We start from the raw sequence: 16037 nt of genomic DNA on the forward strand, positions 1-16037 counted from the left end.
CCGGTAACCTCTAGTCATGCCCCATCAGTCCAGCACCCGGATCGCCGAGCCTCTGCTCGGCGGTCCGGACGGCATTCATCTCGCATCAGCGGGTGCGCGGTTCCGGCGCGGTCAGGCATACATCTTCGCCGGTATCCTCGGTTTCACGACCTTCCTCGCGCTCGCTCTGCAGGGCCCGTGTCTGGGTTCGGGCTATGAACAGCCGTCCGCCTCGGCGAGGATGTGCTCCGGGCCTCTGTCCATGGCATTCCTCGGTGAGTTCAATCCCGAGGACGCTCTGGGACGCTCCCACGGGGGCATGCCGGGACTGTCCGCGCTCGAAGCCCGCTTCGTCCAACTGAGCAAGCTCATGACCGACGACGTCTCGGTCTTCATGGCGATCGCCCTGATCATCAACGTCATCGCCTTCGCCGCACTCGGCGTCGCACTCCTGGTTCTTGCCAGGCAGCGGGCTTGGCTGGTCGCAGCCTTCGCCTCGCCGGTCATCCTCTTCACCCTGGGGTCGACCTTGGACCCCGCGGCAGTGGCACTGAGCGTCTGGGCCATGGTTGTCTTCGTCGGATCCTCCCCGATGAGATCGCGTCCTTGGCTCTCCGGGGTCCTCCTCGGGCTAGCCGCGTTCATCAACCCGCTGGCCTTGCTGGTTCTCCTCGCCCTCACCCTGACCGGTCCTTCTCCGGCCGGACGACTGCGCCCGCGGGATCCGCGGATGATGCTCGCGACGGTCACCATCACCTCGGCGCTCCTCCTGGTCATCGACGGCACCGCCATCGACCGGGTCCTGCATTGGATGGGCGACGCCGTCGACGGCGGCTCCTTCGCCTCGATCCTGGTCATGGCACGTCTGGGGTCCGCCGAAACCTGGGCACCGGTGTGGATCATTGCCAGCGCGGGAGTCATCGCCGCTGTCGCGCTCTCGCTGTTCATGGTGCGGCGAACCGGACTCGACCCAGCCGTCGCCGCCTGCCTCCTCATCGGCGGCTGCCTGCTGCTGGCCCCCGGGATGATGCCCTGGGACAGCCTGTGGATCCTGCCGTTCCTCGTCCTCGCCGTGCGTCGCTGGTGGGTGCTCATCATCTGGGCTGTGGCGGAGACCGCTTTCGCCATTGCCATCCACCTCGGGGATGTCGCCGCCATCGAGCCAGACAAAGGACTCGAACCGACCTTCGTCGCGCTGCTGACCCTGCTGAGACTGCTCGCTCTCGTCGCCGTCGTCATCTGCGCGGGTGAGAATCTGTACCGACGACGGATCCGCGGTCGACTGCGTATCGCAGAGCCACCTCGGCGAGGTGAATCCGATCATCCGGTCATCCGTGTCCAAGGGCACGGGAATCCGACATGACACCGCGGGTGCACGTCCACTAGACTGTGTAGGTCTGTTCCCATTTCGCGACAAGCGTGAGGGACGGAACGGATATGCATTTACCCTCCTGCCATGGAACGACCATGGCCGTAAAGACCAGAGGAGGTGGGTGACAGATGCGTCATTACGAGCTCATGCTCATTCTTGACAACGAAACCGACGAGCGGACGTTGGCTGACACCGTGGACAAGCTGATGAAGGTTGTCCCGGCTGAAAACGGAACCGTCGACAACGTGGACATCTGGGGACGCAGGCGCTTCGCCTACGACATCCAGAAGAAGTCCGAAGGCTTCTATGTCGTGGTTGATTTCCACGCAGAGCCTGCAACGACCAAGGAACTCGATCGCCAGCTCGGACTCAACGAGTCCGTTCTGCGCACCAAGATCCTCCGCCCAGACGCCAAGTAATAGCGTCAAGCACCTCGTTTCAAGGAGCAGTCAATGGCAGGCGAAACAGTCATCACGGTCGTCGGGAACCTGACAAGTGATCCCGAACTGCGATTCACACCTAACGGTGCTGCGGTCGCAAACTTCACCGTGGCTTCGACGCCGCGTATGTTCGACCGTCAGTCCAACGAGTTCAAGGATGGGGAAACCCTTTTCCTTCGCTGCTCGGTGTGGCGTGAGATGGGCGAAAACGTAGCCGAATCCTTGCAGCGTGGTACTCGGGTCGTCGTTCAGGGCCGCCTCAAGTCGCGGTCCTTCGAAACCAAAGAGGGCGAGAAGCGCACCGTCATGGAACTGGATGTCGACGAGGTCGGCCCCAGCCTGCGACGCGCCACCGCTCAGGTGACGAAGAACGAACGCAGCGGAGGCGGATTCTCCGGCGGCGGTAACTTCGGCGGACAGCAGCAGGGCGGAGGCTCCCAGCAGGGTGGCTTCGGTCAGCAGCAGTCTTCCGGCTGGGGCAACAACCCGCAGCAGGGCAACCCGAATCAGGGCGGCTCGCAGCAGGGTGGTCAGCGCCAGGGTGGTTACAGCCAGGGGAACAACGCACCGGCGAATGACCCGTGGGCATCATCGAGTCCACAGGGCGGCAACGGCGGCTGGGGCAACCCGGGCGCCGATGAACCGCCGTTCTAAACACGTTCAAGACATTTCGTAAATCAGGAGATACTCATGGCAAAGCCAGAGATCCGGAAGCCTATCAAGAAGAAGGCTAATCCGCTCAAGAAGGGCGAAGCGGCGAAGATCCACTACAAGGACACCGCTACGCTCCGTAAGTTCATTTCCGACCGCGGCAAGATCCGTGCTCGTCGCGTCACCGGCGTGACCGTGCAGGAACAGCGCGTCATCGCAAAGGCCGTCAAGAACGCCCGCGAGATGGCACTTCTGCCCTACTCGAGCACTGCTCGCTGATCGGAGGGAGAGAACATGCCTAATCGCAAAGTTATTCTGAACCAGGAAGTTGATGGTCTGGGAGCCGCCGGCGACATCGTCGAGGTTCGCGCCGGATACGCACGTAACCTGCTCCTGCCTCGTGGCTGGGCTTCTGCATGGACCGCGGGCGCGGAGAAGCATGTCAATGCTCTTCGCAAGGCTCGTCAGGCCAAGCAGATCGCTGACCACGATGAAGCAGTCAAGGTGAAGGCTCAGCTGGAATCCTCCAGCGCCCGCATCGAGCTCAAGTCCGGTAAGAACGGCCGCCTCTTCGGCGCCGTGACCCCGGCTCTTGTGGCCGAAGCACTGCACACTGCAACCGGACACGACTTCGATCGTCGTCAGGTTGCACTGCCTGCTCACGTCAAGACCTCCGGCAGCTACACAGCTACCGTGCGCGTCAACGACGAGATCACCGCGAACGCCAAGTTCGAGGTCATCGGCAAGGCCTGATCCACTCGATCAGCGCTTGTGCGACAAAGCGCCGAGGCGACACTTTTCGAAGTGTCACCTCGGCGCTTTTGTGTGCCTGCTTGGTCTCTCGTCCCTGTGGGAACCGGTTCGCAGGTGAGGAAACGTTGATTCGAGCGTGCTCTGTCGACGTTCCCTCACCTGCAAATCTGAACTCGTGTCACGGCATCGCCGCCATGAAGTCTCGTGCAGCTGGGACTGCGCAAGGGGCACGAGTGTGATCAGCGCTGGCCGTAGTGCCTACGGACGAAGAACAGACCGATGAGGGAGAGTACGGCGACCCCCATGTAGTACACGCTCGGCGAGTTCAGCGAACCGGTGATGTCGAGCAGCCACGTGAGCACCAGCGGAGCGATGCCACCGAGCAGCGTCACACCGATGTTGTAAGCGGTAGACAGCCCGGTACCCCTGATCTCGGCCGGGAAGAGCACAGAGAGCATGCCCGGCAGCGGCGCGAAGTAGAACGCCATGATCACGCCGAGCACGGCGATGACGAAGATGAACGCGGGCACGCTGCGCTGGGTGACGATGAGCTGGAACAGCGGCCACGCGAGCACGAGAGCCGCGATCGCAGCATAGGTCATGATCCGCGCGGGACCGACCCGATCGGCAAGGCGGCCCACCAGCGGTGACCCGATCAGGCAGATCAGACCGGCCAGAATGCCGCCGAGGTAGGCCGCTGTCGGTGAGATGCCCAGGTTGGACATTGCGAAGGTCGGCATGAAGAGGATCATGTACACGGAGATCGTGGCGACACCGACCGAAGCGGAGGCTGCGAGGATGCGACCCCAGTGGTTGGCGAAGAGTGTGCGCAGAGGCGACTTCGCCGGAGGCCTCGACGTGAACTCCTCGGTCTCGTCGAGCTTGGAGCGGATGTAGAGTCCGACAGGTCCCACGAGGAGACCGATGAGGAACGGCACCCTCCACCCCCACGAATGGAGCGCCTCATCGGAGAGATAGGTATTGAGGGCGAATCCGAAGGCCGAGGCCAAGGCCATCGACGCGCCCTGGCTCGCGATCTGCCAGGAGGCGTAGTACATCTTCCGGTGCGGAGCGGTCTCCACAAGGAAGGTCGTCGCTGTGCCGAACTCGCCGCCGGCGGAGAATCCCTGCAGGAGTCGGGACGCGAGGATGATGAGAGCGCCCCAGACCCCGATCTGCGAATAGGTCGGGGCAATCGCCATGAGCAGCGTGCCGAGCATCATGAGGAACAGTGTCAGGGTCAGCGCCGGCTTGCGTCCGCGCCGGTCAGCGAACCTGCCCAGGACCAGGCCGCCGATGGGACGCACCAAATAGGAGATCGCGAAGGTGGCGAAGGTGAGGATAAGGGAGAAGACCGGATCACCCTCAGGGTAGAAGATCTCCGAGATCACGACGGCGAACGACGCGAAGACGATGATGTCGAACCATTCGAGGGCCGCACCGATCGAGCTGGAGATGACGGCCTTGCGTGCTGCAAGGAGACGTTCCGGAGTCGCCTCGAGCACAGGCTCTTGCTGCGGATTCGCGGTGGAGGAGCTCATGGTGTCTGCTTTCCTGCTGCGCTGGGGCCGGCCTCTGCGCTGAGGTCGGTGATGAGATTGCCGATGAACGCTTCGCAGGCGGCGATCTGTTCGAGTTCGATGAACTCATCGGGAGCGTGGGCCTGGGCAATGTCTCCGGGGCCGCAGACGACGGTGGGAATGCCCGCGTTCGAGAACAGTCCCGCCTCGGTGCCGTAGGTGACCTTGTCATCACTGACGACTCCGCCCCACTGTCCGGCCAGGGAGACGATGTCGGCGTCGGCAGGAGTCTCACAGCCGGGAGCGGCGGCCTCAACGGTGAAGTCGACGTGGGCGCTGTCGTTCTCCGCACGCATCATGCGCTCGAGGCGGGCCGCCTCGGCGCGGAATCGCTCGACGAGCGCTTCACGATCCACAGATCCCAGGGAACGGAACTCGAACTGCACGCTCGCCTCGGCGGGGATCGTGTTGACGGCGATGCCGCCGCTGATCGTATTCGCCGTCACCGTGGTGAAGGGCACGACATAGTTCTCATCGAAGGGACCCTCTGTGCGGAACTCGGCGGCGACTGCATGGACGAAGGTGACGAACTCGGCGGCGTAGGCAATCGAGTTCACACCCTCTGGGGTCAGCGAGGAATGTGCCGCGACGCCGTGGAAGTCGACGCGGAAGACGTTCATCGACTTGTGTCCGCGCACGACCCGCATGCTCGAAGGCTCACCGACGATGCAGCCGCGTGGGGCCACGCCCGCCTCGGTGATCGTGTCGACGAGGTCGATCGCACCCACGCAGCCGACCTCTTCGTCATAGGAGAAGGCGAGGTGGATGGGCTCTTTGAGCTTCGCGGCGGTGAGCTCAGGGAGTTTGGCGAGGATGACGCCGATGAAGGACTTCATGTCCGCGCTGCCGCGCGCATAGAGCTTGCCGTCCCTGATCTGCGGAGTGAAGGGCTCACTCGACCAATCTTGTCCGTCGACGGGCACGACATCGGTGTGCCCGGACAGGACGATTCCGCCTGTGGTGGAACCATCGGCGGCGGGCAGTGTGGCCAGCAGGTTTGCTTTGGTTCCCTCGGCGTTGGGCACACGCTGAGATTCGATGCCTGCGGCCTTGAGGCGCTCGACGACGTGGTCGATGAGCGGGAGGTTCGTGTCCCGGCTCGTGGTGTCGAAGGTGATGAGATCGGTGATCTCGGAAATGGTGGCCTCGGCCGGTTGTGCTGGCACGGCTGCTCCTGACTGTACGGGGGTGAACCGTCCGGTCAGCCTGAAGCGGAAACCTGGTCAGGTCCCCTCCCGTGCGGGACAGCGGTGATCAGACCCCGACACACTACGCCCGAAATGTCGGTGAGACTGCTCGGTCTCGTCAATTGAGACCATTCACCGGAGCGACGGTGAGGCAGTTCAGTGCAATGCGCCGATTCACAGGGAGAAGAATGTTGATTTGAGCGACTGCGCCCTACATTCTGCTACCTACGAATCCACCGACTCACCCGACGAGTCGTCTGAGGCAGTTGCCGGGTAGGTGACGCGTCTGTCCTTGTCGACGACGGTTCCCGAGCTGAGTTCGGCGGCGGTGGTCTGGTTCTTGCCCATGATGTGGGTGACTGGGTAGTCGTGTGCGAGCAGGTTGTCGGCGATGATGCGCCGGTGGCAGCGCCACCACACCGCCTCTGAACACATGAGCACACAGCGGTTGCTCGCGCCCCACTCAAGCAGCTGCTCGAAATCGGTCCGGAACTCCTCCGTCAGGGCGTGATCGGCATAGTTGTGGAAGCTGCGATTCTTCCACCACCCATTGATCTCGAAGTCGATGTCACGATTCACCGGGCGCCGGCCGGTCAGTCCCTCGAGCCGACGCAGGTCCACTCCCACCTTGGCCAGGTCATCGACGAGAGTATCCGCGTTGAACTGGGGATTCTTATTCGATCCGGGCAGCTTGCGGACGTCAACCACCACCTCGGCGGCGTTGTCGGTAAGAAGGTCGATGAACTCCTGAAGAGAATGGTTCGAGTGACCGATGGTGAAGAACTGCGAGCTGCTCACTATTTGTCGATCCGGTGGAGGGCCGTGCCCTTGTGAGCGGCGATGTGATCGGTCTTATCGCTCTTGATCTCGTACTGCGGCTCGTCCTTCGATGCCCGACGCTTGTGGCCTTTGTACTCGAAGTCGGAAGTGTGGACCTTCGTGATCGTGCCCGAGACCTCGCCGGCCTCCGAGTTCCACCCCACGTGGTCGCCCACATTGAACGTCTCTGCCATGTCATCCTCCCGGAAGTCGTCGAATGGTGCCTCTTCCCATCCAAGCACGATGCGGCAATCGGCGACAGGGCGCAGACTCCACGACGCAGGTTCCCAGGCTCGGCACAGCCTGCCGATGCCCATGACGGGCCGCTACTTCGCTAAAGTCGATGGCAGGCGAAGAAGGGGGAACGATGTCGATCGAAAAAGCACCATCCGTGCCGCGTTTCGGCGGTCCGAGCGAACTGACGCCGGAGGACCAGGAGCGGGCGCGGGGTCTGCGCAAGATGCGGACGCTGGCGCTGTCGCTGCTCGTCCTCGCCACCCTTATCTTCCTCTCGACCCACATCTTCACCGACAACACCGGGGTTTGGGGCTTTGTCTCCCGTGCCTCGGAGGCTGCGATGATCGGTGCGATCGCCGACTGGTTCGCTGTCACGGCACTCTTCCGCCATCCACTCGGGCTGCCGATTCCGCACACCGCGATCATTCCCCGCAAGAAGGACACCCTGGGCGCGAGCCTGTCCGCGTTCGTCGCCGCGAACTTCCTCCACGCCGAGGCGGTGTCGACGAAGATCCGGTCCGCTCAGGTCTCCCACCGTGCCGGTGAGTGGCTGAGCAAGTCTGCCAACCGGGACCTCGTCGTCGACCGTGCCGCCGGTGGGCTCGAATATGTGCTGGCCCGCATCGACGACGATTCCGTCGTGGCCCTGACGAAGAATGTCATCATTCCGCGCCTGGTCGCGACCCGTAAGACTCCGGTGCTGGCGCAGCTGCTGCGTCAGATCGTCCTCGACGGGGCGCACCACAAGCTTGTCGACCTCATCGTCGCCGAGGCGTACTCCTGGTTGGGTGACAACCCGCAGGTCATCGATGAGATCGTCCACAACCGGGCCCCGTCCTGGGTTCCCGACTTCGTCAACGAGCAGCTCTCCAACCGACTGCAGCGAGAGGTGCTCGGCTGGGTCGCCGACGTCCGCGACAACGAATACCACAAGGCACGACAGGCCCTCGACGCCTGGCTCGTCGACCTCTCCGACGACCTGAACTCTGACACTCCACTGTCGGAGAAGGCCGAGGTCATCATCAACGACCTGCTCAGCCAATCCGGGGTCGTCGACTCCGTGCTTGAGATCTGGACTTCGCTCAAGCAGCTCCTGCGCCAGGCCATCATCGACCCCAACGGCGAGGTGCGCGGACGCATCTCCGAACTCATCGGAGAATTCGCCGGGAGGCTGCAGGAAGATTCGGACTTCTCCGCCAAGATCGATGACCGGATCGCCACCACGGCCGGTGACCTGGCCGAGAGCTTCGGCCCCGAGATCGCCAGCGTCATCTCCGACACGATCGAACGCTGGGATGCGAAGGAAGCCGCCGAGAGGATCGAACTCTACGTCGGCCGGGATCTGCAGTACATCCGCATCAACGGCACAGTCATCGGCGCCCTCGTCGGCCTCGTCATCCACACGATCATCGTGCTGCTGCCTGGGTGATGCGCGGTAGAGCCGCCAGAATGAGCAGCATCGCTGCTCGGTGAGCAGACCCGCCGTGACGCAGCCGACTCAGCCTCAAGGCAGGTCGGGCTCGGTGTCCTCTTCCTGATGAATGAGCTGAATGAGGTTGCCCACTGTGTCGTCGAGGACGGCGGTGGTGACTGGTCCCATCGTCGTCGGCTCCTGCGTGAACGTGACACCGAGCTTTGACAGGCGATCATATTCGGCCTGAACATCCTCAACGGCGAACTGGTTGAGAGGGATTCCGTCGGCCTTCAGCGCAGAAGTGAAGTCGTTCGCGGCGGGGTGGCCCTTCGGCTCCAGGACGATCTCGACTCCGTCTGGAGCCTCGGGTGAGACCACGGTGAGCCAGCGGAAGTCGTCTCCGACGGGCACATCGACCTTCGGAATGAAGCCGAGCCTGTCCGTGTAGAACTTCAGGGCCCGAGCCTGGTCGTCGACGAGAATGCTGATCCACTGTGCCTTCATGATGACTCCTCAGTTGTAGACGTGTCTTGGTTGGTCCTCGTCGTGAGTTCACCCGGAGTGGTTCACGCAGAGTGGCTCAAGTGCAGCGGAACCGTCGGGCAACCGCTACGCATTCACAATAGGCGGCTGATCGCCGATTGGTCTATCGGCAAGTCTGATCCCAAGTCAATCACCAGGTGATTCGCCGGAACTGTAACCCCTATTCCAGGAGTCGGGTTTTCCTCGCCGAGGTGGTGGGTCGTCTTCATAGTGGCGCAAGTCCGATTGCGAAAACATGGAGACATGACAAACACACAGCTTCCCGCGATCATCGCCGCCTCGAACGTGACCAAGCACTACAACCAGACCTACGCACTCGCCGGAGTCGATCTGGGCATCGGCCTCGGCGAATCCCTGGCCATTATGGGACCCTCCGGTTCCGGCAAGACGACCCTCCTGCACTGCCTGGCAGGCATCATCCGACCAGACGAGGGCAACATTCGCCTCCTGCCCACCGACCGCAGCGCCGCCGCAGAGATCACTTCGCTCAAGGAGAAGGGCCGCACCGCACTGCGCCGCGAGGTCTTCGGCTTCGTGTTCCAACAGGGCCTGCTCCTGCCCGAGCTCACCGCCTTGGACAATGTCGCGCTCGCCGCCATGCTCTCGGGGATGAAACGCTCCGATGCGACCGAGCATGCCCGCGCATGGCTGCAGCGCCTGGGACTGGCCGAACACCTGAACAAACGCATCGGACAGCTCTCCGGCGGTCAGGCACAGCGCGTGGCCATCGCCCGCGCTCAGGTCACCCAGCCCGTGGTCACCTTCGCCGACGAACCCACCGGTGCCCTTGACTCCTCCACCTCCACCGAGGTGCTCTCCGAACTTCTCGCCTCGACGACCGGCCGCGGATCCACCTTGGTCGTGGTCACCCACGATGAGTCAGTGGCCGCCCGGTGCTCTCGCATCGTCCGCCTCGCCGACGGCCGAATCGTCTCCGATTCTGCGAACCAGCCTGTGCAGAACCACCAGTACGTTGAGAACAACCGGTGATGCCGACCATGAATATCCTTCCCGTCGTACTGACCAAGAAATCCTTCACCTCGACGACCTCGAAGCTCGTCGCCATCGCATTCTTCGCATGCTCTACGCTCTTCCTCACCGTCGCCGGTGGCGCCTGGGCCTTCAACGACCGACCCGGTGTCTCCGGATACGCCGAGGTGGCCGGGCTCTATCGCATGCTTGCGACCTTGGCCACGGTCTTCCTCATCGTTCCCGCGATCAGCTTGGGGGTCGCCTCGGCGAAGTTGAATGCCCGGCGCCAGGATGAGCGTCTGTCCACCCTCTCGCTGCTGGGTGCGAAGCCCGGCACCGTCCGCCTCCTCGCAGTTGCCGAACCCTTCATTCCCGCCTCGGCCGGGATCGTTGCGGGCATCGCCGGTTACTTCCTGCTGGCATACCCGCTCAGTCTCCTCGTCTTCAACGGCCAGGCGCTCGGCTACTCTGCGCTGATGATGCCCCTGTGGCTGCTCGCCGCAGTCGTCATCGGACTGCTCTTCGTGTGCCTGCTCTCGGCGCTGCTCGGCCTGCGCAAGATCACGGTCTCACCACTGGGCGTGCGCACCCGGTCCTTGGCCAGGAAGTTCCCCGTGGCCCGCATCATCGCCGTGGTCGTGCTCGTGGTCGGAATGATCGGTGCGCTCGTCTTCTCACTGGACCGCAACCAACCGACGATGGTCTTCGTCGTTGCCAGCATCATCACGATCGGCATCGCCCTCCTGCTCATCAATGTCATCGGCGTCCTCGTCATGCGCATCCACGGCTGGTTCAGTCACAGGATGGCCCGCACACCCACGTCGATGATCGCGGCGTCGATGATCGCCGATGCCCCCGCACAGTACTGGCGTCGCGTCGCGGGTCTGTCGATGATCACCTTCATCGCGGTCGTCGGCGGTGCCGGCACGGCGATGATGCGGGCGAACCAGGGAGATCTCACAGCCGAGGACAAGGCCATCATGGGCCCCTACCAGTACATGGCCGATGACATCTTCACCGGACTCATCCTCACCCTGGCCATTGCCTTCGTCTTCATCGTCATCTCCGCGACGATCAACCAGGCAGCAGACATCCTCGACCGGGCATCGACCTACCGGGAACTGCACTCGGCGGGAATGACGCAGAAGATGATGCACCGAGTCACCGTCAACGCAGTCATGTCACCCATCGTCCTCGTCACCCTCGTGTCGTTGCTGCTGGGCGGAATCCTGGCCGGACTCATGGCATCGGCGAGCGACCTCGGCGATCCGCTGACCATCGGGGTCGTCGCATCTGTGCTCGTCGGCGGCGTGGTGATGGTGTGGCTTGGACTGCAGTTCACCCGTCCGCTCGTGCGCAGCGTCACCACCGTCAACGCTGCGGTCTGAGAAGGAGATCGACATGTCCACCGCGCTGCCGACAGCAACCCGCATCGTTCCCCTCGTCCTGGGGCGCAAGACACTGAGCTCATCGAGTTCGCTGCTGGTGATGAGTGCCTTCTTCGCCTGCGCCACTCTGTTCCTCACCGTCGCCGCCGGAGCTTGGATGTTCTTCCAGGTCCCACCCAGCCCCGACCCGGACATGGCGGGTATGGATTTCATGTACAAGTTCCTCGCGAGCTTTGCGACCATTCTGCTCGTGATTCCCGCGAGCACACTGGCGTCAGCCTCGGCGACCCTGTCCGCCAGGCGACAGGACGAGCGGTTGTCCACGATGTCGCTGCTCGGCGCCAGGCGCTCGTCGATCGTCACTCTCGCAGTGGCCGAACCACTCGTGCCTGCGATCTGCGGAATCGTGCTCGGAGTCCTCGGTTACCTGGGTCTGGCCTGGCCGGTGAGCCTGATCCACTTCATGGGACATCCCATCGGGTACGAGAACATGCTCATGCCCGCGTGGCTGGTGGCGTCGGTGGTCGTCTTCCTCATCCTCGTGTGCATCGCCTCGGCCCTGCTGGGGCTGCGCAAGGTCGCGATCTCACCGTTGGGCGTGCGCACCAAGGCCCTGGAACGGAAGTTCCCCGTGGTGCAGGTGGTCATGGCAGCCGTGGTGATCCTGACCTTGCCGGTGGTCGTGATGCTGTCGAAGTCCGGCGGGTTGGGAATGGGGATCGTCCTCTCGGCAGGCATCGCCACCTTCGTTCTCGGTCTGCTCGTCGTCGACCTCCTTGGCGGACTCCTGATCAGGTGGTTTGCCCATCTGAGCGGGAACAGGGCACAGACTCCGGAACGACTCATCGCCGCGCGTCTAGTCTCCGACGAACCAAAGCGGTTCTGGCGCAGAGTCTCAGGCCTGGCGATGACCGCGTTCGTCGCTGCCGTGGGTGGAACGGGCATCTCGCTCATGCAACTCGGCCTCGATGCGGGTGACGAACCCGGGGCGCAGATGCAGGAAGCCGACAGGTTCCTGCTGCAGGACATCTTCACCGGAGTCATGCTCGTGATGGGCATATCGATCCTGCTCATCGCCGTATCGGCCCTGATCAACCAGGTTGCCGACATCTACGACCGAGCCGACACCTTCCAGGACCTCTATGCTGCGGGCATGGACCCGGAGACCATGCACAAGGCCATGGTGAGAGCAGTGCTGGGTCCGGTCATCTGGGTATCGCTGCTGGCCGGCGGGCTCGGTCTGGTCCTCGTGCTGCCCTTGGCTGGGGCCGCCCTCGTGCTCAAACCGATCACATTCCTCACAATTCTCGCGTCAGTGGTCCTCGGTATTCTCATCATCAGATCGGGACTGCAGCTGGCGAAGCCGATCCTCGTGACCGTGGCGACAGCTGGTCGTTCACGCGACTGAGGACATTCTGCGGCTTCTCGATCCAGGTACAGTTGGAGGGCGTTGAAAGCGGGTGTCCGCCGACGAGGTTCGAGGAAGAGGAAGACGATTGAGCAACAATCAGGGGTTTGACGGGATGAGGACCCCGCCGCAGGACGTCGAGGCGGAACAGAGCGTCCTCGGCGCGATGCTTCTGTCCAAGGATGCGATCGCCGACTGCGTCGAATCCATGACCGGCGACGACTTCTACAAACCTGCTCACGAGACTATCTACGAGGCCGTCCTCGACCTGTATTCGCGTGGTGAACCCGCGGACTCAGTGACAGTGGCGAACTACCTCACGAAGACCGGTGACCTCTCACGCGTCGGCGGTGCGGCGTACCTGCACACGCTCATCTCCTCCGTTCCGACGGCCGCGAACGCCGGCTACTACGCCGCGATCGTGCGCGAGCAGGCCGTGCTGCGCCGACTCGTCGAGGCCGGTACCCGCATCGTGCAGATGGGCTATGACGCCGAAGGCGACACCGATGAGGTCGTGAACTCGGCCCAGGCAGAGATCTACCAGGTCACCGAGCGTCACACCACTGAGGACTATGTGATCCTCTCCGACATTCTCAGCGATGTTGCCCAGGAGATCGAACGCAACGGCGACACCGATGGCCAGACCGCGGGCGTGCCGACCGGATTCACCGAATTCGATGCGTTGACCAACGGTTTCCACCCGGGCACGATGATCGTCATCGCGGCTCGACCCGGTGTCGGCAAGTCCACGCTGGCGTTGGACTTCATGCGCTCGGCCGCGATCCACCACGGCCAGGCCGCGGTCTTCTTCTCCTTGGAGATGGGCAAGAACGAGCTCGTCATGCGTCTGCTGTCCGCGGAGTCGGAGATTCCCCTGCAGAACCTTCGCCGTGGTGAGCTCTCCCCTCACGACTGGACGACTCTGGCCGCGACGGAATCGCGCATCAACGATGCTCCGCTGTTCGTCGACGATTCGCCGAACATGGCGCTGACCGAGATCCGTGCGAAGTGCCGTCGCCTGAAACAGCAGCATGATCTCAAGATGGTCTGCGTGGACTACCTGCAGCTGATGAGCTCCGGCAAGAAGGTCGAATCGCGTCAGCAGGAGGTCTCCGAGTTCTCCCGTTCGCTCAAGCTCTTGGCCAAGGAGCTCGAGATCCCGGTCATCGCGCTGTCGCAGCTCAACCGTGGCAGCGAGCAGAGGACGGACAAGCGGCCGATGATCTCGGATCTGCGTGAGTCCGGTTCGATCGAGCAGGACGCCGATATGGTGCTGCTCATCCACCGTGACGACATGTACGACAAGGAACACGAACGCGCCGGCGAAGCCGACATCATCGTCGCCAAGCACCGTGCGGGTCCGACCGCAGACATCTCCGTAGCCTTCCAAGGTGCGAAGTCCCGGTTCGTCAATATGCCGCAGTAGACTCTTCTGCTGTAGAGGCGCCTTCTACTTTGTACAGATCCGCGGATACATTGTTTACCCGCATTCGGCAGCAAACGCTTGACAAGTCGGAATGAGGAAGCTTTGGCCCCTCGATAGACTCAACCCATGCCTACCGTATTGATCACCGGCGCGGCGCGTCCGAACAGCATCGCCAGCGGGGTTGCCTCTCATCTGAGGGCAGAAGTTATGAACTCAGTCGAAGCGGTTTACGAGCTCGAAGATCGTGGATTGTTCTTCGATGTCACCAGTGGCTTAGCCGGATGATGCCCTTGATGCTCATCGTCCTCGGCGCAATCTTCCAAGGGGCGGCGAATGCACTGGTCGGAATCACTGTCCGTTCCGACTCGATGTTCCTCTTCCTCGGGTGCGCTTTTCTCATCGCTTCCGCAGTCGGAGTGCTGCTTAAAGCCACCGACAGGACGAAGACAACACACATTCGACCGATTGATGGCCTCTGGCTGAATCTCGCCACAGCAGTGACTTTCGGTGCTTTCTACCTCGCATTGATTTGGATTCCCGCGTTTCCGGCTGCGGGCTCTGTCACGCGACAGTCCACCGTGGCATAGTGGGGCTTATGCCGCTAAATAGCCTGCAAGCAACCAATTCTCTGTTGCGTCTTGAGTGGACTGTGGCTGTGCCACCTACCCGGACGTGGGGTCTTCTGACAGAGGAGACTTATCTCAAGCAATGGTTGGGAAAACTCGAGCAAGGCACTGTTTCCCCAGAAGGGTCCTTCGACGTAGATCACGGGGACGGGTATAAGTGCAGTTCATCAGTCTTAGGCTTCGCAACTGGGCGAACCTTGCGCTATACGTGGAAGTTCCCGGATGAGCCAACCACGGAAGTTTCCTGGGAGTTATCGCCCGTTTCCGAAGGCACAAAGCTGAAGCTGGACCATTCCGGCCTCTCCGATCTGATCGACTCGTATAGGGACGGCTGGCCCGTGCATCTGACCTATTTAGAGGCCGCCGCTCTAGGAACTCCTTTGCCTTCCACGATGTTCTGGAACTTGCATTCCACGTTTGCACGTCTTAGCCCTGAAAAGTAGATCGGCCGACGCGTGCTTCGCTAGGAGTACAGCCGTATACGAACGTTTCCGGTCCATCGAGCAGGGAGAGGGCGCTGACTGTGTGGCCGTCGTTCACTCTGTAATCGCAAGCCGGAACTACCAGCGAGTACCCACTATGGTCAATGGTTCTGGATGCGGAAGAATAGACGCATGGACGAAGCCGAACCATCTGTACCGGTTAACCGTTATGAATCGAGCGACGCTTGGCGCGCAGTCGATAGGTACTTCACGTCAACTCTTGTCGGGGAAGACAGCGCCCTAGTCGTAGCGCGTGATTCGGGTGTTGAGACCACAATGCCGAATGCCGAAGTCGCAGCTAATCAGGGTGCGTTCCTAGAGTTGTTGGCCCAGATCGCTGGTGCTCGACGTGTTCTTGAGTTTGGCACGCTAGCGGGATACTCAACGATCTGGCTCGCACGAGCAGTCGGCGAGCAGGGACAAGTCGTCACGCTCGAACTTGAACCACACAACGCTGCGGTCGCTGAGGCAAATTTTCATGCCGCTGGCGTTTCACATCGAATAGAGACGATCGTCGGACCTGCAACGGAATCTGCAGAGCGACTGATCTACGACGGAGCCGAACCGTTCGACTTCGTATTCATCGATGCCGATAAGCCGAACAACCCCGCCTACCTCGCGGCTGCACTGAAGTGAATATCCGTCTTGTTGGGGGCCGTCAATCGTGAGCTCGGGGGCCAGTTGCTTGGTCGCGTGATCGTGGGCGTCGGGACCATCTATGGCGTGTGCGGGGGCCACGAACTATAAGCTCCTTTCACCG

Annotated in this window: 19 protein-coding genes; 14 read left to right on the forward strand and 5 right to left on the reverse strand. The window is 62.2% G+C overall.

All coding sequences use genetic code 11. The features are described 5' to 3' along the window. The first annotated feature begins 16 nt into the window (after positions 1-16). From BAUR9175_RS02535 to rplI, 5 genes are all read left to right on the forward strand, one after another. Positions 17-1342 carry a glycosyltransferase family protein gene (locus BAUR9175_RS02535; protein WP_101582868.1) on the forward strand — a complete coding sequence of 442 codons (1326 nt, stop codon included), beginning with the start codon at positions 17-19 and terminating at the stop codon, positions 1340-1342. A gap of 137 nt (positions 1343-1479) precedes the next feature. Beyond that, positions 1480-1770, forward strand: a complete 291-nt coding sequence (rpsF, locus tag BAUR9175_RS02540) for a 30S ribosomal protein S6 (protein WP_009882765.1) — start codon at positions 1480-1482, stop codon at positions 1768-1770. 33 nt (positions 1771-1803) lie between these two features. Then, a complete protein-coding gene (locus BAUR9175_RS02545) occupies positions 1804-2445 on the forward strand; it encodes a single-stranded DNA-binding protein (RefSeq protein WP_009882766.1) in 642 nt (213 codons plus the stop codon). Between the two features lie 36 nt (positions 2446-2481). Further along, positions 2482-2721 carry a 30S ribosomal protein S18 gene (rpsR, locus tag BAUR9175_RS02550; protein WP_009882767.1) on the forward strand — a complete coding sequence of 80 codons (240 nt, stop codon included), beginning with the start codon at positions 2482-2484 and terminating at the stop codon, positions 2719-2721. Positions 2722-2736: 15 nt separating this feature from the next. Continuing rightward, a complete protein-coding gene (gene rplI / locus BAUR9175_RS02555; protein ID WP_009882769.1) occupies positions 2737-3195 on the forward strand; it encodes a 50S ribosomal protein L9 in 459 nt (152 codons plus the stop codon). 239 nt (positions 3196-3434) lie between these two features. Here rplI and BAUR9175_RS02560 read toward each other — a convergent pair whose 3' ends face one another. From BAUR9175_RS02560 to BAUR9175_RS19900, 4 genes are all read right to left on the reverse strand, one after another. Then, positions 3435-4736 (reverse strand): MFS transporter, encoded by a 1302-nt coding sequence (locus tag BAUR9175_RS02560; protein ID WP_096146163.1) that lies wholly within the window; start codon positions 4734-4736, stop codon positions 3435-3437. Continuing rightward, positions 4733-5941, reverse strand: coding sequence for an acetylornithine deacetylase (gene argE / locus BAUR9175_RS02565; protein WP_096146162.1), 1209 nt, complete (start codon positions 5939-5941; stop codon positions 4733-4735). The genes BAUR9175_RS02560 and argE overlap by 4 nt, the downstream gene beginning before the upstream one ends. A gap of 246 nt (positions 5942-6187) precedes the next feature. Further along, positions 6188-6760 carry a DUF488 domain-containing protein gene (locus BAUR9175_RS02570; protein WP_096146161.1) on the reverse strand — a complete coding sequence of 191 codons (573 nt, stop codon included), beginning with the start codon at positions 6758-6760 and terminating at the stop codon, positions 6188-6190. Beyond that, positions 6760-7098, reverse strand: a complete 339-nt coding sequence (locus BAUR9175_RS19900; protein WP_009882777.1) for a hypervirulence associated TUDOR domain-containing protein — start codon at positions 7096-7098, stop codon at positions 6760-6762. Before BAUR9175_RS19900 ends, BAUR9175_RS02570 begins: the two co-directional genes overlap by 1 nt. 50 nt (positions 7099-7148) lie before the next feature. On the opposite strand from BAUR9175_RS19900, the gene BAUR9175_RS02580 reads away from it, so the two are divergent. Further along, the gene (locus BAUR9175_RS02580) at positions 7149-8447 is read left to right on the forward strand and encodes a DUF445 domain-containing protein (protein ID WP_096146238.1); all 1299 of its coding nucleotides are present in this window, start codon (positions 7149-7151) and stop codon (positions 8445-8447) included. Positions 8448-8522: 75 nt separating this feature from the next. Here BAUR9175_RS02580 and BAUR9175_RS02585 read toward each other — a convergent pair whose 3' ends face one another. Then, complete coding sequence (locus tag BAUR9175_RS02585) at positions 8523-8936, reverse strand: VOC family protein (protein ID WP_009882779.1); 414 nt, start codon at positions 8934-8936, stop codon at positions 8523-8525. Positions 8937-9218: 282 nt separating this feature from the next. On the opposite strand from BAUR9175_RS02585, the gene BAUR9175_RS02590 reads away from it, so the two are divergent. The 8 genes from BAUR9175_RS02590 to BAUR9175_RS02620 all read left to right on the forward strand — a co-directional run bounded on the left by BAUR9175_RS02590 (position 9219) and on the right by BAUR9175_RS02620 (position 15913). Continuing rightward, the gene (locus BAUR9175_RS02590; RefSeq protein WP_009882780.1) at positions 9219-9965 is read left to right on the forward strand and encodes an ABC transporter ATP-binding protein; all 747 of its coding nucleotides are present in this window, start codon (positions 9219-9221) and stop codon (positions 9963-9965) included. Continuing rightward, positions 9965-11335, forward strand: a complete 1371-nt coding sequence (locus tag BAUR9175_RS02595) for an FtsX-like permease family protein (protein ID WP_101582871.1) — start codon at positions 9965-9967, stop codon at positions 11333-11335. Before BAUR9175_RS02590 ends, BAUR9175_RS02595 begins: the two co-directional genes overlap by 1 nt. A gap of 13 nt (positions 11336-11348) precedes the next feature. Beyond that, positions 11349-12743, forward strand: a complete 1395-nt coding sequence (locus BAUR9175_RS02600) for an FtsX-like permease family protein (RefSeq protein WP_009882783.1) — start codon at positions 11349-11351, stop codon at positions 12741-12743. A 115-nt stretch (positions 12744-12858) separates the two neighbouring features. Continuing rightward, on the forward strand, positions 12859-14169 hold the full coding sequence (gene dnaB / locus BAUR9175_RS02605) for a replicative DNA helicase (protein WP_050773361.1): 1311 nt from the start codon (positions 12859-12861) through the stop codon (positions 14167-14169). Positions 14170-14295: 126 nt separating this feature from the next. Then, positions 14296-14454: a hypothetical protein gene (locus tag BAUR9175_RS19300; protein WP_168769738.1), complete on the forward strand. Its 159-nt coding sequence runs from the start codon at positions 14296-14298 to the stop codon at positions 14452-14454. Next, a complete protein-coding gene (locus tag BAUR9175_RS02610) occupies positions 14451-14756 on the forward strand; it encodes a hypothetical protein (RefSeq protein WP_035278575.1) in 306 nt (101 codons plus the stop codon). Before BAUR9175_RS19300 ends, BAUR9175_RS02610 begins: the two co-directional genes overlap by 4 nt. An 8-nt stretch (positions 14757-14764) precedes the next feature. Beyond that, a complete protein-coding gene (locus BAUR9175_RS19905; RefSeq protein WP_131259940.1) occupies positions 14765-15238 on the forward strand; it encodes an SRPBCC domain-containing protein in 474 nt (157 codons plus the stop codon). A gap of 171 nt (positions 15239-15409) precedes the next feature. Further along, positions 15410-15913, forward strand: coding sequence for an O-methyltransferase (locus BAUR9175_RS02620; RefSeq protein WP_101582874.1), 504 nt, complete (start codon positions 15410-15412; stop codon positions 15911-15913). The last annotated feature ends 124 nt before the right edge of the window (positions 15914-16037 follow it).

This window comes from Brevibacterium aurantiacum, from assembly GCF_900169065.1.
GTDB classification, from domain to species: Bacteria; Actinomycetota; Actinomycetes; order Actinomycetales; family Brevibacteriaceae; genus Brevibacterium; species Brevibacterium aurantiacum.